Source organism: Flagellimonas ochracea (assembly GCF_009903685.1).
In the GTDB taxonomy this organism is placed as follows: domain Bacteria; phylum Bacteroidota; class Bacteroidia; order Flavobacteriales; family Flavobacteriaceae; genus Flagellimonas; species Flagellimonas ochracea.
On record NZ_JAAABI010000001.1, the window covers coordinates 1,117,544 to 1,140,413 of the forward strand.

26 protein-coding genes and 1 tRNA gene are annotated in these 22,870 nt (G+C 40.9%); 15 read left to right on the forward strand and 12 right to left on the reverse strand.

Annotation, left to right across the window (positions count from 1 at the left end; all coding sequences use genetic code 11):
* Window positions 1-753 precede the first annotated feature (753 nt).
* Window positions 754-830: transfer RNA gene (locus GTQ34_RS05185), tRNA-Arg, on the reverse strand.
* 181 nt (window positions 831-1,011) lie between these two features.
* Between GTQ34_RS05185 and GTQ34_RS05190 the strand changes: the two genes are divergently transcribed.
* From GTQ34_RS05190 to upp, 5 genes are all read left to right on the forward strand, one after another.
* Window positions 1,012-1,416 carry a hypothetical protein gene (locus GTQ34_RS05190; RefSeq protein ID WP_166522675.1) on the forward strand — a complete coding sequence of 135 codons (405 nt, stop codon included), beginning with the start codon at window positions 1,012-1,014 and terminating at the stop codon, window positions 1,414-1,416.
* Window position 1,417: 1 nt separating this feature from the next.
* Window positions 1,418-2,056 carry a deoxyribose-phosphate aldolase gene (gene deoC / locus GTQ34_RS05195; protein ID WP_166522676.1) on the forward strand — a complete coding sequence of 213 codons (639 nt, stop codon included), beginning with the start codon at window positions 1,418-1,420 and terminating at the stop codon, window positions 2,054-2,056.
* 7 nt (window positions 2,057-2,063) lie between these two features.
* Entirely contained in the window at window positions 2,064-2,768 is a 705-nt protein-coding gene (deoD, locus tag GTQ34_RS05200; RefSeq protein ID WP_166522677.1) for a purine-nucleoside phosphorylase, read from the forward strand.
* Between the two features lie 101 nt (window positions 2,769-2,869).
* On the forward strand, window positions 2,870-3,412 hold the full coding sequence (locus tag GTQ34_RS05205) for a flavodoxin domain-containing protein (protein ID WP_166522678.1): 543 nt from the start codon (window positions 2,870-2,872) through the stop codon (window positions 3,410-3,412).
* A 142-nt stretch (window positions 3,413-3,554) separates the two neighbouring features.
* Complete coding sequence (gene upp / locus GTQ34_RS05210; RefSeq protein WP_166522679.1) at window positions 3,555-4,208, forward strand: uracil phosphoribosyltransferase; 654 nt, start codon at window positions 3,555-3,557, stop codon at window positions 4,206-4,208.
* Window positions 4,209-4,246: 38 nt separating this feature from the next.
* Here the strand turns inward: upp and GTQ34_RS05215 are convergent, their stop codons facing one another.
* Both GTQ34_RS05215 and GTQ34_RS05220 read right to left on the reverse strand, forming a co-directional pair.
* Window positions 4,247-5,335, reverse strand: coding sequence for an ion channel (locus GTQ34_RS05215; RefSeq protein ID WP_166522680.1), 1,089 nt, complete (start codon window positions 5,333-5,335; stop codon window positions 4,247-4,249).
* Window positions 5,336-8,236, reverse strand: coding sequence for a two-component regulator propeller domain-containing protein (locus GTQ34_RS05220; RefSeq protein WP_166522681.1), 2,901 nt, complete (start codon window positions 8,234-8,236; stop codon window positions 5,336-5,338).
* 151 nt (window positions 8,237-8,387) lie between these two features.
* On the opposite strand from GTQ34_RS05220, the gene GTQ34_RS05225 reads away from it, so the two are divergent.
* Genes GTQ34_RS05225 through GTQ34_RS05235 form a run of 3 tightly spaced genes read left to right on the forward strand, consistent with a single transcriptional unit; the run spans window position 8,388 to window position 10,966 of the window.
* A complete protein-coding gene (locus GTQ34_RS05225) occupies window positions 8,388-9,176 on the forward strand; it encodes an MlaE family ABC transporter permease (RefSeq protein ID WP_166522785.1) in 789 nt (262 codons plus the stop codon).
* Window positions 9,177-9,222: 46 nt separating this feature from the next.
* Window positions 9,223-9,975, forward strand: coding sequence for an ABC transporter ATP-binding protein (locus GTQ34_RS05230; protein WP_166522786.1), 753 nt, complete (start codon window positions 9,223-9,225; stop codon window positions 9,973-9,975).
* 4 nt (window positions 9,976-9,979) lie between these two features.
* Window positions 9,980-10,966: an MlaD family protein gene (locus tag GTQ34_RS05235; RefSeq protein ID WP_166522682.1), complete on the forward strand. Its 987-nt coding sequence runs from the start codon at window positions 9,980-9,982 to the stop codon at window positions 10,964-10,966.
* Here the strand turns inward: GTQ34_RS05235 and GTQ34_RS05240 are convergent.
* Entirely contained in the window at window positions 10,917-11,906 is a 990-nt protein-coding gene (locus GTQ34_RS05240) for a prenyltransferase/squalene oxidase repeat-containing protein (RefSeq protein WP_208103825.1), read from the reverse strand. The two genes, GTQ34_RS05235 and GTQ34_RS05240, sit on opposite strands and share 50 nt — an antisense overlap.
* A 165-nt stretch (window positions 11,907-12,071) precedes the next feature.
* Between GTQ34_RS05240 and GTQ34_RS05245 the strand changes: the two genes are divergently transcribed.
* Together GTQ34_RS05245 and GTQ34_RS05250 are read left to right on the forward strand one after the other, a co-directional pair.
* The gene (locus GTQ34_RS05245; RefSeq protein ID WP_166522683.1) at window positions 12,072-12,572 is read left to right on the forward strand and encodes a hypothetical protein; all 501 of its coding nucleotides are present in this window, start codon (window positions 12,072-12,074) and stop codon (window positions 12,570-12,572) included.
* Between the two features lie 11 nt (window positions 12,573-12,583).
* Complete coding sequence (locus GTQ34_RS05250) at window positions 12,584-12,958, forward strand: GerW family sporulation protein (protein WP_166522684.1); 375 nt, start codon at window positions 12,584-12,586, stop codon at window positions 12,956-12,958.
* Window positions 12,959-13,029: 71 nt separating this feature from the next.
* On the opposite strand, the gene GTQ34_RS05255 is transcribed toward GTQ34_RS05250, so the two are convergent.
* Complete coding sequence (locus GTQ34_RS05255; protein WP_166522685.1) at window positions 13,030-13,551, reverse strand: hypothetical protein; 522 nt, start codon at window positions 13,549-13,551, stop codon at window positions 13,030-13,032.
* Complete coding sequence (locus tag GTQ34_RS05260) at window positions 13,532-13,765, reverse strand: hypothetical protein (protein WP_166522686.1); 234 nt, start codon at window positions 13,763-13,765, stop codon at window positions 13,532-13,534. The genes GTQ34_RS05255 and GTQ34_RS05260 overlap by 20 nt, the downstream gene beginning before the upstream one ends.
* 177 nt (window positions 13,766-13,942) lie before the next feature.
* On the opposite strand from GTQ34_RS05260, the gene GTQ34_RS05265 reads away from it, so the two are divergent.
* From GTQ34_RS05265 to GTQ34_RS05275, 3 genes are read left to right on the forward strand one after another with little or no spacing between them, the layout of a single operon-like run.
* A complete protein-coding gene (locus GTQ34_RS05265) occupies window positions 13,943-15,121 on the forward strand; it encodes a bactofilin family protein (RefSeq protein WP_166522687.1) in 1,179 nt (392 codons plus the stop codon).
* A complete protein-coding gene (locus GTQ34_RS05270) occupies window positions 15,121-15,780 on the forward strand; it encodes a dienelactone hydrolase family protein (RefSeq protein WP_235914965.1) in 660 nt (219 codons plus the stop codon). The genes GTQ34_RS05265 and GTQ34_RS05270 overlap by 1 nt, the downstream gene beginning before the upstream one ends.
* Window positions 15,781-15,782: 2 nt before the next feature.
* Window positions 15,783-16,424: a phosphoribosyltransferase gene (locus GTQ34_RS05275; protein WP_166522688.1), complete on the forward strand. Its 642-nt coding sequence runs from the start codon at window positions 15,783-15,785 to the stop codon at window positions 16,422-16,424.
* On the opposite strand, the gene GTQ34_RS05280 is transcribed toward GTQ34_RS05275, so the two are convergent.
* From GTQ34_RS05280 to GTQ34_RS05300, 5 genes are all read right to left on the reverse strand, one after another.
* Entirely contained in the window at window positions 16,414-17,862 is a 1,449-nt protein-coding gene (locus GTQ34_RS05280) for an RtcB family protein (protein WP_166522689.1), read from the reverse strand. The two genes, GTQ34_RS05275 and GTQ34_RS05280, sit on opposite strands and share 11 nt — an antisense overlap.
* Entirely contained in the window at window positions 17,863-18,375 is a 513-nt protein-coding gene (locus GTQ34_RS05285; protein ID WP_166522690.1) for an archease, read from the reverse strand.
* Entirely contained in the window at window positions 18,372-19,010 is a 639-nt protein-coding gene (locus GTQ34_RS05290) for a class I SAM-dependent methyltransferase (RefSeq protein ID WP_166522691.1), read from the reverse strand. Before GTQ34_RS05290 ends, GTQ34_RS05285 begins: the two co-directional genes overlap by 4 nt.
* Before the next feature lie 166 nt (window positions 19,011-19,176).
* Complete coding sequence (locus GTQ34_RS05295) at window positions 19,177-19,383, reverse strand: dodecin family protein (RefSeq protein WP_166522692.1); 207 nt, start codon at window positions 19,381-19,383, stop codon at window positions 19,177-19,179.
* A gap of 48 nt (window positions 19,384-19,431) precedes the next feature.
* Window positions 19,432-19,941, reverse strand: a complete 510-nt coding sequence (locus tag GTQ34_RS05300) for a nicotinate-nucleotide adenylyltransferase (protein WP_166522693.1) — start codon at window positions 19,939-19,941, stop codon at window positions 19,432-19,434.
* A gap of 212 nt (window positions 19,942-20,153) precedes the next feature.
* On the opposite strand from GTQ34_RS05300, the gene GTQ34_RS05305 reads away from it, so the two are divergent.
* The gene (locus tag GTQ34_RS05305; protein WP_166522694.1) at window positions 20,154-21,014 is read left to right on the forward strand and encodes an ATP cone domain-containing protein; all 861 of its coding nucleotides are present in this window, start codon (window positions 20,154-20,156) and stop codon (window positions 21,012-21,014) included.
* On the forward strand, window positions 21,001-22,371 hold the full coding sequence (locus GTQ34_RS05310; protein ID WP_166522695.1) for an MBL fold metallo-hydrolase RNA specificity domain-containing protein: 1,371 nt from the start codon (window positions 21,001-21,003) through the stop codon (window positions 22,369-22,371). Before GTQ34_RS05305 ends, GTQ34_RS05310 begins: the two co-directional genes overlap by 14 nt.
* A 23-nt stretch (window positions 22,372-22,394) precedes the next feature.
* Here the strand turns inward: GTQ34_RS05310 and GTQ34_RS05315 are convergent, their stop codons facing one another.
* The gene (locus GTQ34_RS05315; protein ID WP_166522696.1) at window positions 22,395-22,772 is read right to left on the reverse strand and encodes a response regulator; all 378 of its coding nucleotides are present in this window, start codon (window positions 22,770-22,772) and stop codon (window positions 22,395-22,397) included.
* Window positions 22,773-22,870: the final 98 nt, after the last annotated feature.

Here is a 22,870-nt window from a genome sequence, read left to right on the forward strand (position 1 = left end):
ATTGTTCCTTTTTTAATTGAATCTTTCAATAAGGGCGAAAAAGCACTTCATAAAAAAATATGGTCTCATTTGTAATTTTCCATCTTCAAATAAAATTTCTAATTAGACTATTTTCATTAAGACTTAAGAACTAATGAAATTTGAGGTGTTTTGTCAAAAAATTATGGTTGCGTAAAGCACAAAGTGTTTACATTTTTTGTCCTGCAAGCAGGACGAAGAATGTAAAGCAAGAGGGTAACACGCTAACGCGATGTTACAATTTATAGTTGATTGATTTTCAGTTAGTTGATGTAATCAAGAATTTCGTGAAAAACAGTTTTTACGCCAAAAACCCTGGGAAGCACTATAAACACTGAAAGTTTTTGGCGCAAAAAATATTATTTGATGCTTATTGTTGACGTTTGAACCGCCTTTTTTCAAGGATTTAGTTTAAAGTTATTTGTTGCGATTTGAAGAATGTTTCGAAAGCCAATTTTAAAAAGAGAGATGATTTAAAAATAGCAAGTGCGCCCTATTTCGATTTTACTTAACGCTTTTCTATCCGAACGCTATAAAATCAAAACAGGATCCAAGCACAAAGTTTAAGGGTAAGGATTTGGGACTCTGTAAAGTGTTAAATAACCATAGCTTTCTTTCCTTTTGGCATTATTTATTTTAAAAAGTGTTAAATTTTTCATTTTTATCGACTGTTTGCAAATTGTTTGCAAATAAAAAAGCCTCAGAAGGAATAAACCTCTGAGACCCTATGAATTCTGGTGATCGCGGCAGGATTCGAACCTGCGACCGTCTGCTTAGAAGGCAGATGCTCTATCCAGCTGAGCTACGCGACCTAACTTTAAGGCTGCAAAGATACTAATGTCTATGATTGTAAAAAATATTTTTTCTTGCAAGTTGATGTAAGCATTGCAAGCCATAAAAATCAATCAAAATTAGCCAAACCTGCCTTAAGATGACGGATGTCATAAAAAGCAAATTATTTTGACGTTACTTTTAGGATATAATTCTAGCACCATGCTCAATTCAGAAAAAATAGGAAATGAATTCTACCAGAATCTTGGAAAACTATTCTATGCAGTTGCAATGGCGGACAAACAGGTGCGACCTGTTGAGGTAAAACGACTCAGAAAATATGTGCGGCAGTACTGGTTGGAAATTGATGATTTTGAAGACGAGTTTAGTACAGACTCGGCTTATCAAATTGAAATTGTTTTTGATTGGTTGGAAGAGGAGGAAAAAAACGGGGAAGACTATTTTAAGGATTTTGAGGCTTTTTACAAAGAACATCCTGAAAAATTCAAACCTGAGATAAAATCGCTCATTATAAATACGGCCGAAGCCATTGCCAGCTCCTTTGCAGGGAAAAACAAGTCTGAGTTGTTGCTTATCTTTAAGCTAAAACTACTCTTCAAAGAATAAGATGGCCATAGCAGCATTTATAGATCATACCCTACTAAAACCAACAGCTACCATTCCAGAGATCAAACAACTATGTGATGAAGCCATGGAACATCAGTTTTATGCAGTCTGTGTAAATGGATGCCATGTGGCTTTGGCAAAAAAAGAACTAAAAGATTCACCAGTAAAGGTTGCGGCAGTAGTTGGATTCCCATTGGGTGCCATGTCCACCCAAGCTAAGATAGCCGAAGCGAAGGATTGCATTCAGCAAGGGGCGGATGAAATCGATATGGTGATCAACATAGGATGGCTAAAATCAAACCTGGATGAAAAAGTACTCGAAGAGATTCGAGACCTCAAAACTTCCATCGGAGAAAAAACACTGAAGGTTATTTTAGAAACCTGTTATCTTACTGCAGAGGAAAAAGAACGTGTTTGCAAGCTGGCCGTACAAGCTGGAGCGGATTACGTGAAAACCTCTACCGGCTTCGGAAGTGGTGGAGCCACTTTTGAAGATGTGATTTTGATGAAAAAAACAGTCGGTTCCAAAGTAAAAATAAAAGCTTCCGGTGGAATTAAGGACAAACAGGCCGCTTTGAAATATATAGAACTGGGCGTTTCCAGAATAGGAACTTCATCCGGGCCTTCCCTGCTTAAATAATTACATTATGAGCACTCATATTGAAGCCAAAAAAGGAGAAATTGCCGAAACCGTCCTGATGCCGGGCGACCCCTTACGAGCGAAGTGGATTGCTGAAACATTTTTGGAAAATTCATTTTGCTATAACCGAGTTCGGGGCATGTTGGGTTTCACGGGAACCTTCAATGGTAAGCGTGTCTCAGTACAAGGAAGTGGCATGGGCATGCCCTCCGCCATGATCTACTTCCATGAACTCATCAAGGAATATGGGGTCAAAAATATCATTCGCGTGGGCTCGGCGGGTTCCTATCAAGAGGACGTAAAGCTAAACGATGTGGTTTTGGCCATGGCAGCATCCACAACTTCTGGAATGAACAATTCAAGATTCATTAATTCTGACTACTCCCCTACTGCCAATTTTGAACTTTTCCTGAAAGCTGTTAATTATGCTCAACAACATAACATTCCCATTAAGGCGGGCAATGTCCTTTCTTCCGACGAATTTTACGTGGACGACCCGAACGAATACAAACTATGGGCAGAATATGGTATCCTTTGTGTTGAAATGGAAACAGCTGGACTTTACACCATTGCTGCCAAATACAAAGTAAAAGCCCTTACCATACTCACAATTTCCGATTCATTGGTGACCGGTGAACGTTTATCTGCCGAAGATCGGCAAACCTCTTTTAAGGATATGGTAGAAATCGCTCTTGCCGCCACCATGGATTAGCCAATTTTCTTTGATCCAAGAGTTGATTATTATCATTTTAATATAGCCAGTGCTCATGTACCTTTAGGTAATTCAAGAAAAAATACCTAAATCCCATTGTCATGAGAATACTAATAATTTATGGTACCAGCGAAGGGCAAACCCGTAAGATTTCCCGTTTCATGGAAGAAGTCCTCCAAGCCGAAGGGCACCAAGTGGTTATTGCAGATGCCACTGAAGAACCCCCGGCCCCTGATGCATTTGATGCCGTTTTGGTAGGAAGTTCCATTCATGCGCACAAATACCATAGCGCAGTAAAGCACTACGTCCAAGAAAACTTGCAAAACCTCAATCAAATGCCCACCGCTTTCTTTTCAGTTTGCATGGCAGTGGCCTACGATATTGAGGAAGAACATAGAGAAGCACACAACATTGCTATGGAATTTTTGGATAAAACAGGATGGAATACTCACGAGGTAATCCAAATTGCAGGTGCCCTAAAATACACCCAATACGATTATTTTAAAAAGTTGGTCATGCGAATGATCGCCAAAAAACAAGGTGGTGCCACAGATACTTCCAGCGATTACGAGTATACTGATTGGAAAGCTGTAAAGACGTTTGCGCTCAGGTTTGTGGAGAACATTCCGGCAAAAGCCAGTTAAATAACGCTACATAAAAACAAAAGGGCAATCCTGGTTTTTGGAAAAATGCCGTTTTATCCCGATTTTACCAGAATAAAATGGGATTTGAATGATATTCCAGCTTGCTTGATAATAATCCCATCGTAAACCAATATCAAATGCAATGATTGTCCACAGATTTGATAAATCCAATTCGCTTTTAAATACTTTCATCGCTGAAATTCGGGATGTTGAAATTCAAAAGGATTCCATGCGGTTTAGAAGAAACATTGAGCGAATCGGTGAGATACTTGCCTATGAATTGAGCAAATCCCTTGATTATAAGCATAAAGTAATCAACACCCCTTTTGGAATCAAAAAAACCTCCCTGTCCACCAATAAGCTGGTACTATGTTCGGTCCTAAGAGCTGGCCTGCCTTTGCACCAAGGGCTGTTGAGCTATTTTGATGGAGCTGAAAATGCTTTTATCTCAGCTTACAGACATCATCCAGATGGTGGAGATGATTTTGAGGTCATCGTAAAATACTTTGCCGCTCCATCCCTGGATGGAAAAACCTTGGTACTTACGGACCCTATGCTGGGCACGGGAAAAACCTTGGAAAATGTATTGAATGCGTTAAGAAGTCATGGTGAGCCAAAAAATATTCATATCATTTCGGTAATAGGCTCCAAAGATGGATTGGCCCATGTAGAAGAGGTTTTTCCAGAAGACACCCAACTTTGGATTGCCGCTGTTGATCAGGAGCTAACAAGTAAAGGCTACATTATTCCCGGACTTGGGGATGCCGGAGATTTGTCCTACGGAGAAAAACTGTAGAGATAATCGGTTCGCTGAGAAAACTAGTCTGGATGAGCCTATTCATCGTGCAGATTATACTTTCTAAGCATTCCACTCCACTCCAAAGATTGAATGCGGGCAATCAGTTGCTTGTTGATTTCATCAAAATAAGGCTGGGATTTGGGCATGATGAAACTTCTATACTGCTTGCTAAAGGTAAGTGGCAACGATTTGACTTTTTCCTCCAATTGATTGGTCAATATAAGGTATTCCAATGCGGTCTTATCATGAATAAGCACTTCGATTTCTTTTCGGGACAAAGCCCGTAATGCCTGTGAAGCCGTCCGATAGGTTCGGTAGGGGCTTATCTCCTGCTGCAAAGTAAAAAATTCCGCGTCCGAAGCTCCCACAACCCCTAAACGATCTATGGTCTGCAAGTCATCCAACCCATCAATATTGGCCTCTAATGTATTCACAGTGAGTGTAGAGGCTATGGTAGCCGTGAAGCTGGAAATAATAATGATTGCTGAGAACATCCATACAATGGCTATGGTCTTACCCAAATGTGTCTTGGGCGCCTTGTCGCCATATCCCACCGTGGTCATGGTGACCGCAGCCCACCAAAGGCCATCAAATAAGCCCATAATTCCCGGTCTAAATTGATACTTATTCTTTTTCCTTTCTACAAACCATAAAATAGTACCGAAAGTAAGAAGCACGATAACCAACAACAGCACTACATTTAGAAAATCCCTGGAGAAAAAATTATTGACGAAAATGCTGAACTTGCCTTGACTGCTAATGGTAGTAACCACTCCAATACTAGAAATATAAAAAGGTTGACTTATCTGAAAACGTTCCAATCGCATGGGGTTCACTGCCATGGGATTGATGGCCAAATCGAGCTCATCATAGTCCAAAGACCGTACGATTCCAACCTCATCGCTATATATCTCGTACTTAAAAGGAATACCAATTTCTTTGGCAATGTGTTCCCATAAATCAATCGAAACCCCAGAAAATCCAGCTGCGTCTTTGATAACGAACGGAGGAGCTTCATACACTCCGACACGTAAGGTATCATTGGTGTTCTGTGCACTACAAAGAATTGGACCAATCAAAATCAGTGAAAGTAACAGTACAGTTATGTATCTTCTTTTACGCATCTATTTTAATTCATCTTTTACACTTGCACTCAAGAACGCACCCAAAATCTGGATGAGTGTTAGGTCCAATTGGGAAAACATATCCTTTTCTCTGTGGCATACACATAGGACTGCGGGGGTACCTTTTGCTTGTTGAATGGGCAACAATAATCGTGAAGCATACCCCCTACTGCTCTTGCCGGATATGTATTGTGAAGCTTCCGCCTCATAATCATCAATCGTTAAAGGTTTACCGGTTACCAAAACATAACTGGCCAAATCGTTCTTTTCATTGAATTCTTCCTGCCTAATAACTGGAATATCGCTTCCGCGCTGAAAACCGGAGTAGATGATATCGTCTCCTCTTTTATGGGCAATTTCAAAAGCATCTATACCTGTGGGAAGCTCTACCAACTTTTTAAGGATGGGCATTGTTTCCTTCCAAGTTGCATTTTTGGGTATCTGGCGAATCAACCTTTGTAAAAGATAAACATTGGCCCCTGTGCTTTTGAGTTCTTCCTGTTTGTCCTTAAGGGACAGGGATTGTGATACCAATTCGGCTTCTTTCTGTTTCAACTCCGTTTGTTTTTGATGGAGCGAAGCTTGTAACCCACTTATACGCTTTAAGAACCAAACCCTTAGGAAGTACCAAAAGAACAAAAAGCCGCATAGAGTCCACAACAGTATGGCCCACCAACTTGTGTACCATTTACCAGCCACCTTTAGACTGATCTTAGTAGGCTGGCTCCAAGCATATCCTCCTTGTTTTTGTGCCCTGATCCAGAGTTTATATGAGCCAGAGATGATGTTTTTTGGAATAAGATATGACCCCTGAACCGGAGTCCATGGAATATCCACAATTTCGTCTTGTGGAATCTTACCATCTATGATTTTGTACTGATATTTAATATCGTCACTTGGAAAGGTCAAGGTGGTCATCTCCAACTTGAGCAACTCCTGTTCATTTATGTGGATGACATCTTCAAAAGGCATTTGCTCATTATCGACCAGAATGCTTCTTACCATTGGAGCTTTAGTCTGCAATGGTCCTGGCAAGGTCTCTGAAGAGTACACAAGACCTTCAGCCGTTCCCACCCAAAGCTGTCCGTTACTGTCCAGAGCCAAACAACGATAAGCGGCCACTTTAGAAGGTGTTCCACTCTTTTCATCAAAAACCACATAGTTTCCCTCGGCATCTAGATGAATCAGCCCATTGGTATCCGTAGAAAGCCACAAAAGACCGTTGGGCATGGCAACAATGGACCTGACCTCACCATCGGTGAATTCACCCAAATCCACCTTACGGACCGTTTCAGTATCGTACTTAATGAGACCATCTGTGGTGGCCATCCAAACGATGCCCATGCTGTCTATGGCAATATCGTGCACTTCAAAGTTGCTGCTTACCTTAAAAGGAAAAGGCAGACTTTTGTTCTCGAAGATGTCTTGGTCCCGATTATATTTATAAAGATAAGATTCGGCACCTATCCCAGCTGCATAAAATTCGTTTCTGCCACCTTCCCTAATAATTAGGATACGACTGTCAAATCCCTTTTCCTTTCCATAGGCAACCACCTTTCCTTGGGAATCTATCTTGGCCACACCCACCAAGGGCTTGTCGGAAGTGGCTTGACAAAACCAAATATCACCAGTATGGTCTTTCGACATAAGAAAGATACCACTGCCCCTATCTGAAAGGTCATATTGTTTTACGAGCCCACCCTGTCTGTAATGGTAAATGAACCCGGCCGTTGAACCATACCAAGTATCCGTATTATTGGAGACAATCCCTGTAATTCCATTTAGGTCATTTTCTTTTCTGAAACTGGCAGAAGTCCCTTGATTCAATATTCTATGGACAGGTCCTTGTGATACCAAGACTTCCCCATTACTATTGGCATGCAGTCCCATAACGTTATCGTAGCCAAGTCCCGATACATTTTGGAAAAAACTGGACCATAAAAGACACATACCGTCGTTGGAGCTTACCCAAACCACATGGTTCAGGTTCATTTCGTTTAATGAAAAATTTAAGTGGTTTATCCCTTCAAATGGTAATTCTTCGACCCGGTGTGGATCGTTGGAGCCAAAAACTTTGCTCAATCTTGTAATGTTACCTTGTGGATGAAAAGTGAAAATTTCAGTTTCCGTAGCGAGAAAAATTGTCCCGGTGCTCGTAACTGCAATATGTTGAAACTCTTTATCGGTTTTATATTTGGTGCTACTTTCTACCTTTTGATCTTCATCAACAACCATCTTATCAATGCTCCTTCCCACGGTCCAAACTTCATCATTCTTGACCCATAGCTGATTCGCCTCTGTATGACCTGAAAGTACAGTAAAGGTCTTGGAAATCTCATCAAAATAGAACAAACCACCTTTTGGAATCAATACCCATAAAGTCCCAAATTTGTCCTCTCCGAAAGAAATCTGCTCCGTTTTTCGTTCTTCGACAAGTTTGAAAACTATACCATCTGATTTTTCTGTATCGTACATTACAATGGAACCGTCCATTTGGCCGGTCCACAACCTTTCTTTAGAATCCTTAAAAAGTGAGGTGGGATAAGCTTTTTCCGATGCCTTGATAAAATAACTTATCGAAGGATCTGTTTTATCATAAATTAAACGGTGGATTCCAGTATCGTTGGTGAAAAGTACGGTTTGGTCATCCCATCGTAAGAATGAACGTATGCTTTTGCTCCGTAAGGCTATGTTGTGATCTTCAAAATATTTTCCATCAAAACGGAACAGTCCCCGATCTGTGGCCAGCCACACATATCCTTTGTTGTCCTGAATGGTTTGATTGACCCTTTTGAAAGGAACATCTCCTTCTTGATGGTAGACATATTGAAACTTCTGGGCATCAATCAGTTTACAGATTAAGAAAACCTGGAACAGCAAGAACAGGCGAAGGGTTGGCATATTTGTTAAACGTCTATCCCTTAAAGATAAAAAAAGGAAGCGAACAACTCTGTTACATGCTGTTAGGCAGTTCAATCCAGTACTATGATTTTCGTCATTTAATGGAAGTCGAACAAAAACTACCTTTGATATTATGGCTACTTGGCAAGAAATGGTCAATAGTAGGGCAAACACCCTGCTCAAAGGCATCAAAGACTTCGTTGTTGAAACCGGGGAACTCTCTTATTTTGCTGGCCGTTTCTTCAAAGAAACACTTAAGCCTCCCTTCGAATTCAAGGAACTCCTGCGTCAATGTTACCAAATGGGCAATCGTTCGCTGGTCCTGGTTGGGGTAACTGGATTTATCATCGGGCTCGTGCTCACGTTGCAATCAAGACCTACACTTATCGAATTTGGAGCGGTTTCATGGATGCCCAATATGGTGGGCATTTCCATTGTGCGGGAAATAGGTCCTGTGATAACTGCACTTATTTGTGCAGGACGCATCGCATCGGGTATCGGTGCAGAGCTGGGTTCCATGCGGGTAACAGAACAAATCGATGCCATGGAGGTTTCGGGTACCAATCCATTTAAGTATTTGGTGGTTACCCGTATTTTGGCAACCACACTGATGTTGCCCCTTTTGGTCGTATTTGGAGACATCATTGCCCTTTACGGTTCGGCATTGGTCGAAAATTTGAAGGGTGATGTATCGTTTCAGCTTTATTTCAATACCGTTTTTGACGCTTTAAGCTACGGAGATTTGATTCCTGCAACAATAAAGTCGTTTTTCTTTGGCTTTGTCATAGGGCTTGTAGGTTGCTATAAAGGCTACTATTGCAAAAAGGGAACCGCAGGTGTTGGTGTAGCAGCCAATACTGCTGTGGTAACAGCATCCTTATTATTATTTGTTGTAGATTTTATCGCAGTGTTTGTTTCGGATATATTTTATGAACTATAATATGGAAAAAGATGATAACATAACACAGGCCCAAAAAGCCGCTTCCATGGAAACCATTGAAACCAAAAAATTGGTCATCAACATTAAGGATTTAAGAAAAAGTTTTGGTGATAACCATGTGCTGAATGGCTTCAACCTAAAGCTACATGAAGGTGAGAATCTGGTGGTCATGGGTAAATCGGGTTCTGGGAAATCCGTTATGATCAAATGTCTGGTTGGGTTGATGCAAGCCGATAGTGGATATATAGAGGTTATGGGCCAAGAAGTGAATACCTTGGACCAAGATCATTTGGATGCCCTAAGGGCCGATATTGGGTTCCTATTTCAGGGCAGCGCCCTCTATGATTCCATGACAGTGCGCGAAAATTTGGAATTTCCCATGCGAAGGCACAAGGAAAAATTGGGTAATGTAGTCGACACAGAACCCTTGGTTTTGGAAGCCCTTGAAAATGTTGGGTTGGGCCATACCATGGACCTCATGCCCGCTGAACTTTCCGGAGGCATGAAAAGGCGGGTTGCCCTTGCAAGAACATTGATTCTAAAACCCAAGGTTATTTTATATGATGAACCGACGAGTGGACTGGACCCCATCACAGCCAAGGAAATTATTGAGCTTATGCGCACCATTCAAAGAAAATACAATACATCATCCCTTATCATTACGCACGACGTCGATTGCGCACGGGTAATATCAGAACGGATGATACTTTTGGTAGACGGCATCAATTATGCCGAGGGAACTTTTGCACAATTATCAGCTTCAACAGATCCGAAGGTAGAGGCTTTCTTTAAAAAATAGAGATATGGGAAAAACAATGGCTCAGAACATGAAACTAGGCATATTTGTCATCACGGGCACCATATTGTTGGTCGTCGCGGCCTACCTCATCGGCAATCGACAGAACATGTTCGGAAATACCTTTGAATTGAACGCTGTGTTCAAAAATGCGAATGGGTTGCAAAACGGCAACAATGTCCGCTTTTCAGGTATTAATGTGGGCACCGTTAATCGAATAGAAATGATTAATGACACTACCATTATGGTGCACATGATCATTGAAGAGAAAATGCGTGACCACATCAAAAAGGACGCTGTGGCAACAATAGGCTCTGATGGATTGGTAGGTAGCATGCTAGTGAACATAGTTCCAGGTGAAGGAGATGCACTTTTGGTCGAACCGGGTGATCAGCTGAAATCATACAGTAAAATTGCCACACAGGATATGCTCAGCACGCTGAACACAACCAATGAAAATGCGGCGCTATTGACGGCTGACCTTTTACAGGTTACCCAATCCCTCACAAACGGAAAGGGCACCTTTGGACGCTTGCTGAACGACACGGCCATGGCCAAAGACCTTCAACAAACCATTATCAACCTCAAATATTCCAGTAAAGAGGCAAATACCGCACTTTCAGAGCTGAATAGAATAATTAAAACAATTGATTTTGAAGAGAGTACAGCAGGAGTTTTGTTGACGGACAGCCTTTCAGGTAGACATATGCGAACCATAATCTCCAATTTAGAAAGTTCAAGCATTGGATTGGAAAAAATAGTACAGGAACTGGATACCCTCATAGTAGGGGTTAAAAAAGGACAGGGGGCCGTACATTATCTAACCCAAGATACTGTGCTTGTGAACCAATTGGAAAATACCATTCTGAACATAGAAACGGGCGTTGAAAAATTTAACCAAAACATGGAGGCCCTAAAACATAATTTTTTGACCAAAGGATATTTCAGAAAGTTGGAGCGGAAACAAAAAAAGGAAGCCAAACAAAGTGAGTGACCCCTGCTTCTATGTGATATTTTAAACCATCAATCCCAAAATATTTCAGATCACGCAAAGCCCTCAGCGTATTCCATCGGCTTGGTTTCCCTACTTTCTCCATATCAAAATGGGTCTGCCCGGGAAGTTTCGCTTGGAGATTCCATGTGCCATTTCTGTTTCTCTTTTTCAAAAGAACATCCAGAGCAGGCTGCATTCTTTCATCCCAATTTGACAAAGAGTATCGAAAATAGTCCATGGCCGGAAGTATGTCGTAGCGCCATCTCCCAGGATACGACAGGCGAAGAAAATTTTTATCAATAAGCTTTCCTGTTCTGTCGGACAGATATAGTTGGTGCATCAATATAAACTCTTTTGAGGAACCAATTGCTTCTTTTACATCTTCAATACGATATGTGTATTTGTTGTATTTGTATTCGGTAAATCCTTCTAAAATAGAAAGTGTAGTGTGCAAAGAACTATGGACGGCCCCACTCCTATTCGACCGACAGTTAAATCCACCATCGGGCATTTGCTCTGACAATACAAGATCAATTACCGATTTCAAGTCTTCTTGTTCTGCTTGAAAATAACTTGCATAATACAAGAACCTGTCGTTCACGTAAACATCACTTTTTTTTGAAATAGGATAGATTCCCCCATCTTTGACCTTACATTGTCTTAAAATTTTGGCGATGGATTCTCTTATTACTTTGTTTTCAGGAGAAATACAAAGATTGCGCAAATCCAAAAGCGTATAATGGGACGAAATCCATTTAGGCTGATAAAATCCCCGCCCGCAATGGCCCTCTACGTTGCGTTTAGATAAAAAACTATTGCCCCAGCCCTCAAATGCAATTCTACCTTGAAGGTCTTTGCGTTCTTTGGCCAACAAATCCCTTTGCTCTTGATACTGAATAGCAACATCACCCTTAAGAAGCCTTTGTATAATTTTTTTCAAATTCATGGAATATTTCTAAATGCCAAATAAAACTAGGGTTATGGTACTGCCATTACAGTGATTTACATCATGGTAATGGTGCCAACAATTCAAAAAAATAAAGTGTGATGATCTAGGTCATTGTGCTATCCCAGCGTTCTCACGTCCTTTGTGGAAAAGAGGGTTATGATCCTAATTACTTTACTCTTGGTCATCCTATTGCTTATTGTTGGATTGCTGCTAATACCCTTTGAAATTTATATCAATACCAACAGTAATCAGTATTATGCCCAACTAAGGGGTTTGGCAAAGGCAAGCATTGAACAGGATAAAGAAGAGGTGCTTCGAATACGGTTGAAAGTACCTTTCAAAAATTTCTTCTTCTATCCATTGAGAAAGTCAAGTGTATCCCAACAAAAGAAAACAGTGAAGAAAAAGGTGAAAAAGAAAAGACGAAAGATTGGCCCTAGAAGAATCTTGAGCGTTTTGAAATCTTTTAAAATCAAAAAAATGCTAGTTGACATCGATACTGGAAACTGCATCACCAATGCAAAATTGTATCCCGTATTTGCCTTGCTCAACCATTATTTTGGACGATTTCAAATCAACTTTGAGGGCAGGAACCAAATGGTGCTGCTATTGCAAAATAGACCCATTTATATTATTAGATCATTTATTAACTATTAAATTTTAAAGCTATGGAATTACATTTTGAAGAATTACTAGGAAAAATTACGGACTTCATTAAGTCCGAGGCAAAGACAGAAACGGTGGTCGGAGAACAATTCGAACTGGGGGAATTTAAGTGTGTGCCCGTCATTAAAGTGGGCTTGGGCTTTGGTTCCGGTGGTGGTGAAGGTGCTGAACCCAAAAAAGGCAAAGGTCAGGGTATGGGCGCTGGAGCAGGCATGGGTATCGAACCCATCGGTTTTTTGGTAACCAAGGACGACGAGATTTCCTTTCTTGAAGCTGGAAAGGCCCACGGTCTTTCGGCAGCTTTTGAAAAAGTCCCTGACTTGATAGAGAAACTTGCGGAAAACCGTCGCAAAGACAAAGAAGCTGAAATGGCTTAAGTAATTTAATTACAACCGTGCGGAACTTGACACTTTGAACTCAAGTTCCGCACGGTTTTTAATGGGCAATCTCATTCTTTAGCTATGAGAAGTCCATCCAACCGTTTAATTATTTTCATGGAATAATTGGGTACATCAGAAATAATGGACGCTCCACCAATACCGTCCACCCCTTCAATAGTGTTCCCTCCCTCACCAGAGGTTGAAAGTAAAATCAATTTACCCGCATCATCTTTATTTTCAATAACAAAATCAGCAACAACTTTAGGAGGTTTGTCATATTCCCAAGTATGAAGTATCAAAACCGCTACATAATCTGAAGAATCCAGTTTTGGCAAATCAGAAACATCAACCACTTTAATGAATAGGGAATCTTTTTGATAATGTTCGATGACCTGACGGACCACTGCGTCCTTAAACGCACTGCCTTGGGTGGCAATTAGCAATTTATTTTCCAATGTTTCGGAATTCAAGGTATAAGGAGCCACAGGGTCCATTGAATACCTAAATTTATACCAGGTGGCAAATAGCAAAAACAAAGCCAATATGCTTGTCAATATCCAGGCAACTAGTTTAAACTTTTTCCTTTTCATTACTTTTATTTTTTAATGTTTTCAAATGGTGTTGCAAAAGTGTTCGCAGACTTTGTAGGTATTCTTCCATGGCTTTTTTGCCCACTTCTGGATGTGTTTTTATTGGCAAGGTTATAGGATTTTCATCCAAAAAATGGTAGATCTCTGGATATTGAGATTCCAAGGTTCCTAAAAGGTCACTGATTTCGTCCAAGAGTGTGTTCCTTTCGTTCATTTTGGGCATATTTAAATCCTCCAATTCTTACCATTCTGCAATAGGTAAAACTAAACGTATTATCCATTTGTCGGAATGATTTTCATCAGTCCAAGTCCTTGATGGAAATGATCTGCATCATTGTACATCGAGCAACTTATCACTTATTTTAAGGATTCAATCCAAAAGAGATATGTTATGAAACGCTTATGGCTTTTATTCCTGGTTCCGATATTGGCAAATGGACAGTTTGAATCAGGTGAATCGGTTTCGATTTTGCAAGAACAAAAAGATGATACCTATATCGCAGGAGAAATCATTAATGTGGAGGCCACCATACATGGTGATGCAATTATTGCTGGAAGTGAGATTGGTGTCAGGGATACAATAAAGCAGGATTTAGTGGTTGCTGGTGGAGAAATTACCATAAGTGGTTATGTGGCGGATGACATCCGTGCCGCTGGAGGCAGCCTTGCAATGAATGCTGATGTGGGTGATGATCTGGTCATGGCAGGAGGAAATACCCATTTGGCCAAAAATGCCAAGGTTCACGGCAACTTGATAAATTTTTCGGGTACGGCCCATATTAATGGTGAAGTCATGGGGCAAGTGAAGGCATATGGAGGCGAAATTTACATCAACGGAAAAATCAACGACGGTATGGAGCTTAAAGGTGGCGAAGTGGTCCTTAATGGGGAAATTCACGGACCTTCAGTAATTGCGGCCGAACATATTGAAATTGGTGAAAACGCCAAATTCCATGGAAATGTGGTTTATTGGTCTGACGATGGTGAAATTGATTTTAAAGATGCCATGGTCAGTGGTAGGGCCATTTTTGATGAGAACTTGGCTCTCGATGAAGATGGACTTACTTGGAGGGGTCTTGGGATTGCAGTATTTGGCTTTTGGCTATTTTATGTATTAAGTGCTTTTTTAGTGCTTCTTTTGCTCAATTGGTCGTTTAAAAATCTTTTTTCCAGTGCGGCAAGTCGTTTTAACACGGGCTTATTAAAAGGATTGGGTAAAGGACTTATTTACCTATTTGGACTGCCACTGCTCATTGTGGTCACATTCATGCTGATCATCGGCATTCCTATTGGTCTTTTCCTGGCGACATTCTACATCTTCAGTGTTGTATTTGGCCATTTGGTGACAGCCTTACTGTTGGCTCACTATTTAAATGAGAATAATGGTAGTAGTTGGAATTTTTGGACAATCACGTTACTGGCACTGGCTATTGCCATTGTTTTACGCCTGCTTATGTTCATCCCCTTTTTAGGAGCCCTCATATCAATTGCAGTGATTGCCATAGGATACGGATTGTTGTGGCTTGAGCTTATGGATAGAAGAAAAAGTAGATTAAAACTTACTAGTTGATGATGCAATTGAAAGAAAGCCATAATACGGTTCAGATTCCCTTAAAAAATGTAGTGCTCACAGGTCATTTATCCGTGCCGGACAGCGCTAAAGGATTGGTACTTTTCTCTCACGGTAGCGGGAGCAGCAGACTTAGTCCAAGAAACAATTTTGTAGCTAAGGTGCTACAGCAAAAGGGAATGGCCACTTTGCTGTTCGACCTATTGACCAAGAAGGAAGATGCGGTCTATGAAACCCGGTTTAATATTGACCTACTTACCCAAAGATTGATTGATACCACCCTTTGGGTGCAAACGCAGAAAAATACAGAAAACCTGCCTGTGGGTTATTTCGGTGCCAGCACGGGAGCGGCTTCGGCCATACGGGCAGCTGCTTTTTTTGGTAAAATCATTAAAGCTGTCGTCTCAAGAGGAGGTCGCCCAGATTTGGCCATGCACGAACTGCCCAAAGTTATGGCTCCAACCTTACTGGTTGTTGGTGGTTGGGACAGGATGGTCATAGATTTGAACCAAAAAGCCTACGACCAATTGAAATGTAAAAAGAGATTGGAAATAATTCCCCAGGCTTCACATTTATTCGAAGAGCCGGGTAAATTGGAAGAAGTGGCATCGATATCCGCAAAGTGGTTCGACCGCTGGCTGGGAGAAAAAGACTATTGAAAATGTTCAAAGATAGAATCGAAGCAGGATTGAAACTGGCAAACCAATTATCCCCTTATAAGAAGTACAAAGGAGATACTATTGTACTGGCTATTCCAAGGGGTGGCCTTCCTTTAGGGGCAATTGTAGCGAAAGCACTGGATGCACCTTTGGACGTGGTCCTGTCAAAAAAGATAGGGCATCCTTATAACAAGGAATATGCTATTGGGGCTGTGAGCATGGAAAACATGATTTTGAATGAAGCTGTTGGAGTGACCAAGAGCTATATTACTGAAGAAACAACCCGTATCCGTGAAAAACTCCGCAAAAGGCATGACCAATACTACAAGAACAGGTCCCCACAGGATTTAGGTGATAAAATTGTTATCATCATTGATGATGGCATTGCCACGGGCAACACAATAAAAGTGACAGCTCAACTGGTACACGATCAAAAACCGAAGAAAATTGTGGTAGCCATACCGGTGGCACCCCCTAATACAATAAGAAATTTGGAAAATTCTGAGTACATCGATGAGGTAATCTGTCTACATAAACCCCATAATTTTCATGCCGTGGGGCAGTTTTATGAAGAATTCGACCAAGTCGCGGATACTGAGGCTATGCAATTGTTGGAAGAGACCAATAAAATTGTCAACCCTTAATTACGGCCATTGGTTTCAACTTGGCCACTTTCTTGGCTATCCCCGAAGTTTCAACGGTATCGACCACAAGGTTAACATCCTTATAAGCCATAGGCGCCTCTTCGGCGATACCCCTATACGACCCCTCAACAAAAATGCCCTTTTCCTTCAGTTCCTGTTTCAAGACCGGAGCATTGACCTGTTTTTTGACAGCTGTTCTAGACAAACGTCTACCGGCACCATGGCAACACGAACCAAATGTCATTTCTTCGCTCTTCGCTGCACCGGCCAAAACATATGAACAAGTTCCCATACTGCCTGGAATGATGACTGGTTGCCCAACCTTGGCATATGCCTGGGGAATTTCATCTGAACCTGGACCGAAGGCCCTTGTAGCCCCTTTTCTGTGTACAATGACCTTTTGAGGTCTGTTTTCTATGGTATGTGTCTCTATTTTTGCAATGTTGTGTGCCACATCATACAAAAGTCTGAGCTCACCTCCATCTTCGCCAAAAACCGTTTCCCATGCATCGGCCACCTCAGCTGCTATGATCTGTCGGTTGCACCATGCAAAATTGGCAGCAGCGCACATGGCCTTAAAATAGTCTTGCCCCTCTTCTGAATTGAAAGGTACACAGGTAAGTTCCCTGTCCGGTATCTGTATTCCATATTTGGGCATAGCACGCATCATTGAACGAATATAGTCTGTGGCGACTTGATGTCCCAATCCACGAGATCCCGTATGAATCAGCACTACCACTTGGCCTTCACGTAGTCCATAGGTTTGTGCAATATCATCATCATAGATTTTCTCAACATAATCCACTTCAACAAAATGATTTCCAGAGCCAAGGGTGCCCAATTGATCAGCTCCTCTATTCTTGGCCATGATCGAAACAAGCGTAGGATCGGCAAAGGACAACCTGCCATTGCTTTCTATGTACTGTAAATCTTCCTTGGAACCATATCCGTGCTCAACGGCCCACTTAGCGCCCTTGATGAGTACTTCATTCATTTCATCCCCATAAACCCTTACATGGCCGCTTTTTCCCATTCCTGAAGGAATTTGGGCATTCAGTTCCTTCGAGAGTTTTTCCAAATGATTTTCTACCTCTTGGCGTTGTAATCTTGATACTTGCAACCGCACCCCACAATTGATGTCATAACCAATGCCGCCTGGTGAAATGGCCCCTTCCGGATGTGCGGTGGCCGCCACACCTCCTATGGGAAAACCATAGCCTTCATGAACATCGGGCATGACCAACGAGGCCTCTTTGATGCCTGGCAGGCACGCAACATTAACCAATTGGTTGAGCGATCGGTCATCCAAAATATCGTTCAAGAGGGTCTCGTTTGCCAAGATTCTGGCGGGTACATGCATATCCTGCCTAAATGACTTAGGAATTTCCCACAGATAATCCTCAATTTTTCGGATATCAGCTTTTCTTACTTTTTTCATCTAAATATCAAAAATGATATGGCTTTCCCAAGTGCCATCCTCGTTTCTTTTCACATAGGCCTCATGGTAGGTGACCCCTTTTATTTCTTCATCAAACCCATCGATCCATTTACCATATAGCTGTGCATCTATTTTGGTATTTGATAGTTCTGAAAAATAGATATTACAGAAAAGCGCTTTCTGAACATAGGTAAGCGACAGTATTTCTGATAAAAAATCGACCAAAAGGTTTGTGGGGTCGGTAGCGGTAATATTGAGCTTTATCAAACAGTCAAAATGGCCTTTCATATCACAACAGCCCTCTTTTAAGATATTGCTCATTGCCTTAAGGTTGTTCTCAAAAAGTTTTTTGTACGTAATGCCATGTACCTTTATTTCTACATCAGCGGTATGTGGCAATACCCGAATGTCCATTCCTTTGGGACTTTTCACATAGGAGCCCAACCTTTTACGATTTCTTGCCTGAACCGTTGTTTTTCTTTTATTTCCGCTGTATGCTTGAATAACATTCATTTTTTTAACGCTTTTACCACAACAAAGGAACCCTCTCCGGTTCCATCTTTTGGTATTTGTATTTCATTAATCTCCTTCAGATCACCAAATAATGTCTGGTTATATTTCAAATTTTTGAAACCTGTTTCCATGAGCAATTGCTCTATCCTGTCCACGGAATAGAAAACAGCATTTTTATAAAAATTACTTTGGTCTCGCTTAGCCAGATAAGACTGTGCGATATGCTGTTCCTTATCCAAAAAACCTACAATGACCGACCCATCGGACTTTAATACCCGATGAGCTTCTTTAAGGGCTTTTTTCAAGCTTTTGAGATGGCAAACGGTTACAAATAGTACAAAATCGAACTGCATGGCACTATAAGGTAATCGCTCTGCTGTGCCACTCATAATTTCAATCCCTCTTTTCATGGCCCTTTTGGCCATTTCAGAAGAAGGTTCGATTCCCTCTTTAATGCCCAATGGCACCGAAAACCTGCCTGTACCCAAGCCTACCTCAATGCCCCTAATGTTCTGGGGCAGTTCTAAAAACTGCTCTTGCAGAGCCAAAATTTCAGATTGGTAAACCGCCGGATGGTCTTCGTACCATTGCTCATATTGTGCTACATGTTCGTTAAAGGTTTCGATGGATGCCATAACGTTTTACTTTACCTAAATATGAGCGGAAAATAAAGAATACACAATGACGTAAATCAATTGTGTATTTTTAACATGGATTATATCGTTTGCAATTGGCTTAAAAAAATATGGCCCAAAAAAAGATCCTATTTCTGGGCCATACAATACCAAACTAATCGTTGGTCTACTCTTCCATAATACCAAAAGTAACTTTGGCATTCACGCGATACTCAGAAATCTGATTGTCATTGACTGTTACATACATATCCTTAATGTATACGGATTTGATATTTTGTACCGTCTTGGACACCTCATTAACGACATTTTGGACCGCATCTTCAAAACTCTCTGTGGAGTTTCCCAAGATTTCTATGACTTTTAATACTGACATAATTGAATTTTTTTGTGTTAGAAATAGGTTGTTTGACAACCCCGTCTGCTATAGAAACTCTCCTTTTTCATCAACCTTTACCCGAAGGACCTTGTCGCCATTTTCTAATTTTAACTTATACTTTTTGCTTACTCCCGTTTTGTCGTGGTAATTTACCAAGTAAACATCTTTGGTTATGGTCCACTCTGGAAAGCGATCTAAAACTGCCTCTTTGACCGCTTTGGGAAGATTAATGTTTTTAAACTTTTCTGCAGTCCGAAGAATCTTTCCATCCTTATCATATGCAGCTAGTATCTTACCTTCCGGAATAAAGAAATTGATGTTGTACAAATCGTAGTCGTCTTGATAATACTCAGAATCCTTTACATTGAAGGAAGCTACTTTTCTCCGAAGCATTTCCACTGGAATGGAGGCTTCCTCCTGCGTATCAATACTGTTCAGGTACTTGTAGTTGGTTGCGTAAACAACAACTTCTGATAGTTCTTCTGTTTTAATGACTTGGGCAAAACTAGGGATGGTCAGACCCAGAATTAAAAGACCGCATAGTAATTTTTTCATGATTTTAATATTTAGTTTAACAAGAAATGAGCCGTTTGGACCCATTCATACTTTTAATTCAAATGTATTGGGAAAGCCCTTGGCCCACAATGACCTAGATCAGTGTCACCAAGACTTGATTTCATGACAATCGTCATGGCACAGCGAAAAGATTGATGCTACTTTAACCCTATGATATTTTTATTTCAGTTTATTTTTAGAAAATTGATGGTATGAACGAACAATTTGAGGTTATTAAATCAACTGGAGAAAAGGCCCCATTCTCGCTAAAAAAACTTAAAGCCTCTTTAAAAAAGTCTGGTGCCAGTCGTCAGGTTGTGGAACACATAGTACAGACCATCGCCAATGAACTGTACCCTGAGATCACTACGGCGGAAATCCACAACAGAGCCTTTGCACTGTTGAAAAAAGAACAGTCAACATTTGCTTCAAAATACAAGCTGAAGAAAGCCATCTACGAATTGGGGCCAACGGGATTTCCATTTGAAAGATTTGTGGGCCAATTATTAAACTATTCAGGTTACACCGTTGAAGTAGGACAAATAGTACAAGGGTTTTGCGTAAAACACGAAATAGACATACTGGCCGAAAATAGTGATTGTTTTATTCTGGTGGAGTGCAAATTTCACAGTGATAAGACCAAAAAATCCAATGTAAAGGACCCCCTTTATATCCATAGTAGATTTAGCGATGTTCAAAAACTATGGAATGGCGCAGACGATAAAAAGCTCTTAAAAGAGGGATGGCTCGTGACCAATACCCGTTTCACAGCCGATGCTTTGCAGTATGGAAGTTGTGCTAAGTTATTTTTATTGGGTTGGAACCATCCAAAGGACAATGCATTAAAAGACCGAATAGATCGTTTTGGTCTATATCCCATAACGGTTTCCACGCTGCTCACCAAACGGGAAAAGGACTTTTTGTTGAGCAGGGATGTGGTGCTTTGCAGACAACTTTTGGGCGACCGCTTCTTTTTAGATCATTTGGGGGTTTCCGATACACGAAAAAAAAAGATTTTAGAAGAGATGAAAATGCTCTGTACACTTAACAATATGCAAGATGCCATTGATTAAGGTGCGCTTTCTTGGGGCCGCTGGAACGGTAACAGGTTCAAAATTCTATCTGGAAACACCCGAAAAGAACATCATGATAGATTGCGGTATGTTCCAAGGCCTAAAAGAGTTGCGGCTGAAAAATTGGGAACCCCTACCTATCGATGTCAAAAAACTGGATGCCGTATTGCTGACCCATGGCCATTTGGACCATACCGGATATCTCCCCAAAATATTTAATGCAGGGTTTAGAGGGCCTGTATATGGTACTGCGCCCACTTTGGACATTGCTGAAATCATTCTTTGTGACAGTGCAAAAATCCATGAAGAAGAAGCCGAACGAGCGAATGTAGAAGGGTACACCAAACATTCACCCGCCTTGCCTTTTTATACTTTAAAAGAAGCCGAGTTTACGCTGAATTTTTTTAAACCTCAAAAACGGGATGTCTGGCATAGCCTATCCGAAAATATCAAATATCGCTTTCGCTATAACGGTCATATCATAGGCGCTACGTTTATCGAAATAGATATTTATGGAAAACGCTTCGTTTTTTCCGGAGATATCGGAAGACTGGAGGATTCCTTGCTTGCACCTTCCGAACGCCCCGAATGGGCAGACTATCTTTTTATGGAAAGCACATATGGTGATAAAAATCATCCAGAAGAAAACGTGGAAGCGCTTTTAGCCAATTTGGTTAAGCAAACCATACACCAAAAAGGACATTTGATTATCCCATCCTTTGCCGTGGAGCGTTTACAGTCACTTATGTACCTGTTGTGGCATATGTATAGGAAAAACAAGATTCCAAATATTCCAATTTATGTGGATAGCCCTATGGGCAACGATGTTCTTTCCATTTTTGAAAAACATCCACAATGGCACCGTTTGCCCATGAACGAATATAGAGCCATGTGCAATCACATAAATATTGTGCAATCTTACAGGGAAACATGGGAAACTATTGATGATCGGAGACCAAAAATCATAATTGCCGGTAGTGGTATGGTCACCGGAGGCCGGGTACTCACCTACTTACAACAACTTATGGATAGACCGTCCACCACAGTACTTTTGGTAGGATATATGGCAGAAGGAACACGTGGGAGACAATTGCTTGAAGGAACTGAAGAACTTAAAATCTATGGCAAAAACTATCCAGTCAAAGCTCAAATTGAACATTTGGAAAGTCTTTCGGCCCATGCGGATCAAAACGAATTGATAAACTGGTTAAGGGGCGTACGAAATATACCGGAGAATACATTTCTAATACACGGTGAATCTAACGTACTTAATGCTTTTCAAACCAAGATTACAAATACTTTTGGCTGGCATACAACAATACCAAAATTGAACGAGGTGTTTACTCTGGTGGTTTAGCGGTCAGAACAAATAAGGATTGGCTATTTTTGTTTTACGAGGCATTTTCGAATGGCTCTTAACAGATCTTCAAAATCGAAAGGTTTTACCAAATAGTCATCGGCACCCGAGTCTAACCCTTTTTTTATATCGGTGTTTTCAGACTTTGCACTGGAAAAAATAAAGGGTATCTTTTTAAACCTTGGATGTTTGCCTAATTTTTGTAATAAGGTAAGTCCGTCCATTTTGGGCATTAAAAGGTCGCAAATAATAAGATCGGGGGGCGAAAGCATTATCTTTTCCATCCCTCTTTTCCCATCACTTGCGGTCATCACCATATAGCCTTCAAGTTCGAGAAGTTCGGCGGTATTGTCTAAGATACAGGTGTCATCTTCAATAATCAATATACGTGCACCGGTCATATGAAGAATTTGTTGGTCAAGGCATTGTGGGGATTTAGATAAAGATACGTATTTGAAAGAATAATCTGCAATACTTGAATAAGTTTTCTGGAATGACT

Coding starts and splice junctions, on each gene's coding strand:
- GTQ34_RS05190 (WP_166522675.1), top strand. CDS start 1,012: ATGCTCAATTCAGAAAAAATAGGAAATGAATTCTACCAGAATCTTGGA.
- deoC (WP_166522676.1), top strand. CDS start 1,418: ATGGCCATAGCAGCATTTATAGATCATACCCTACTAAAACCAACAGCT.
- deoD (WP_166522677.1), top strand. CDS start 2,064: ATGAGCACTCATATTGAAGCCAAAAAAGGAGAAATTGCCGAAACCGTC.
- GTQ34_RS05205 (WP_166522678.1), top strand. CDS start 2,870: ATGAGAATACTAATAATTTATGGTACCAGCGAAGGGCAAACCCGTAAG.
- upp (WP_166522679.1), top strand. CDS start 3,555: ATGATTGTCCACAGATTTGATAAATCCAATTCGCTTTTAAATACTTTC.
- GTQ34_RS05215 (WP_166522680.1), bottom strand. CDS start 5,335: ATGCGTAAAAGAAGATACATAACTGTACTGTTACTTTCACTGATTTTG.
- GTQ34_RS05220 (WP_166522681.1), bottom strand. CDS start 8,236: ATGCCAACCCTTCGCCTGTTCTTGCTGTTCCAGGTTTTCTTAATCTGT.
- GTQ34_RS05225 (WP_166522785.1), top strand. CDS start 8,388: ATGGTCAATAGTAGGGCAAACACCCTGCTCAAAGGCATCAAAGACTTC.
- GTQ34_RS05230 (WP_166522786.1), top strand. CDS start 9,223: ATGGAAACCATTGAAACCAAAAAATTGGTCATCAACATTAAGGATTTA.
- GTQ34_RS05235 (WP_166522682.1), top strand. CDS start 9,980: ATGGGAAAAACAATGGCTCAGAACATGAAACTAGGCATATTTGTCATC.
- GTQ34_RS05245 (WP_166522683.1), top strand. CDS start 12,072: ATGATCCTAATTACTTTACTCTTGGTCATCCTATTGCTTATTGTTGGA.
- GTQ34_RS05250 (WP_166522684.1), top strand. CDS start 12,584: ATGGAATTACATTTTGAAGAATTACTAGGAAAAATTACGGACTTCATT.
- GTQ34_RS05255 (WP_166522685.1), bottom strand. CDS start 13,551: ATGAAAAGGAAAAAGTTTAAACTAGTTGCCTGGATATTGACAAGCATA.
- GTQ34_RS05260 (WP_166522686.1), bottom strand. CDS start 13,765: ATGAACGAAAGGAACACACTCTTGGACGAAATCAGTGACCTTTTAGGA.
- GTQ34_RS05265 (WP_166522687.1), top strand. CDS start 13,943: ATGAAACGCTTATGGCTTTTATTCCTGGTTCCGATATTGGCAAATGGA.
- GTQ34_RS05270 (WP_235914965.1), top strand. CDS start 15,121: ATGATGCAATTGAAAGAAAGCCATAATACGGTTCAGATTCCCTTAAAA.
- GTQ34_RS05275 (WP_166522688.1), top strand. CDS start 15,783: ATGTTCAAAGATAGAATCGAAGCAGGATTGAAACTGGCAAACCAATTA.
- GTQ34_RS05280 (WP_166522689.1), bottom strand. CDS start 17,862: ATGAAAAAAGTAAGAAAAGCTGATATCCGAAAAATTGAGGATTATCTG.
- GTQ34_RS05285 (WP_166522690.1), bottom strand. CDS start 18,375: ATGAATGTTATTCAAGCATACAGCGGAAATAAAAGAAAAACAACGGTT.
- GTQ34_RS05290 (WP_166522691.1), bottom strand. CDS start 19,010: ATGGCATCCATCGAAACCTTTAACGAACATGTAGCACAATATGAGCAA.
- GTQ34_RS05295 (WP_166522692.1), bottom strand. CDS start 19,383: ATGTCAGTATTAAAAGTCATAGAAATCTTGGGAAACTCCACAGAGAGT.
- GTQ34_RS05300 (WP_166522693.1), bottom strand. CDS start 19,941: ATGAAAAAATTACTATGCGGTCTTTTAATTCTGGGTCTGACCATCCCT.
- GTQ34_RS05305 (WP_166522694.1), top strand. CDS start 20,154: ATGAACGAACAATTTGAGGTTATTAAATCAACTGGAGAAAAGGCCCCA.
- GTQ34_RS05310 (WP_166522695.1), top strand. CDS start 21,001: ATGCCATTGATTAAGGTGCGCTTTCTTGGGGCCGCTGGAACGGTAACA.
- GTQ34_RS05315 (WP_166522696.1), bottom strand. CDS start 22,772: ATGACCGGTGCACGTATATTGATTATTGAAGATGACACCTGTATCTTA.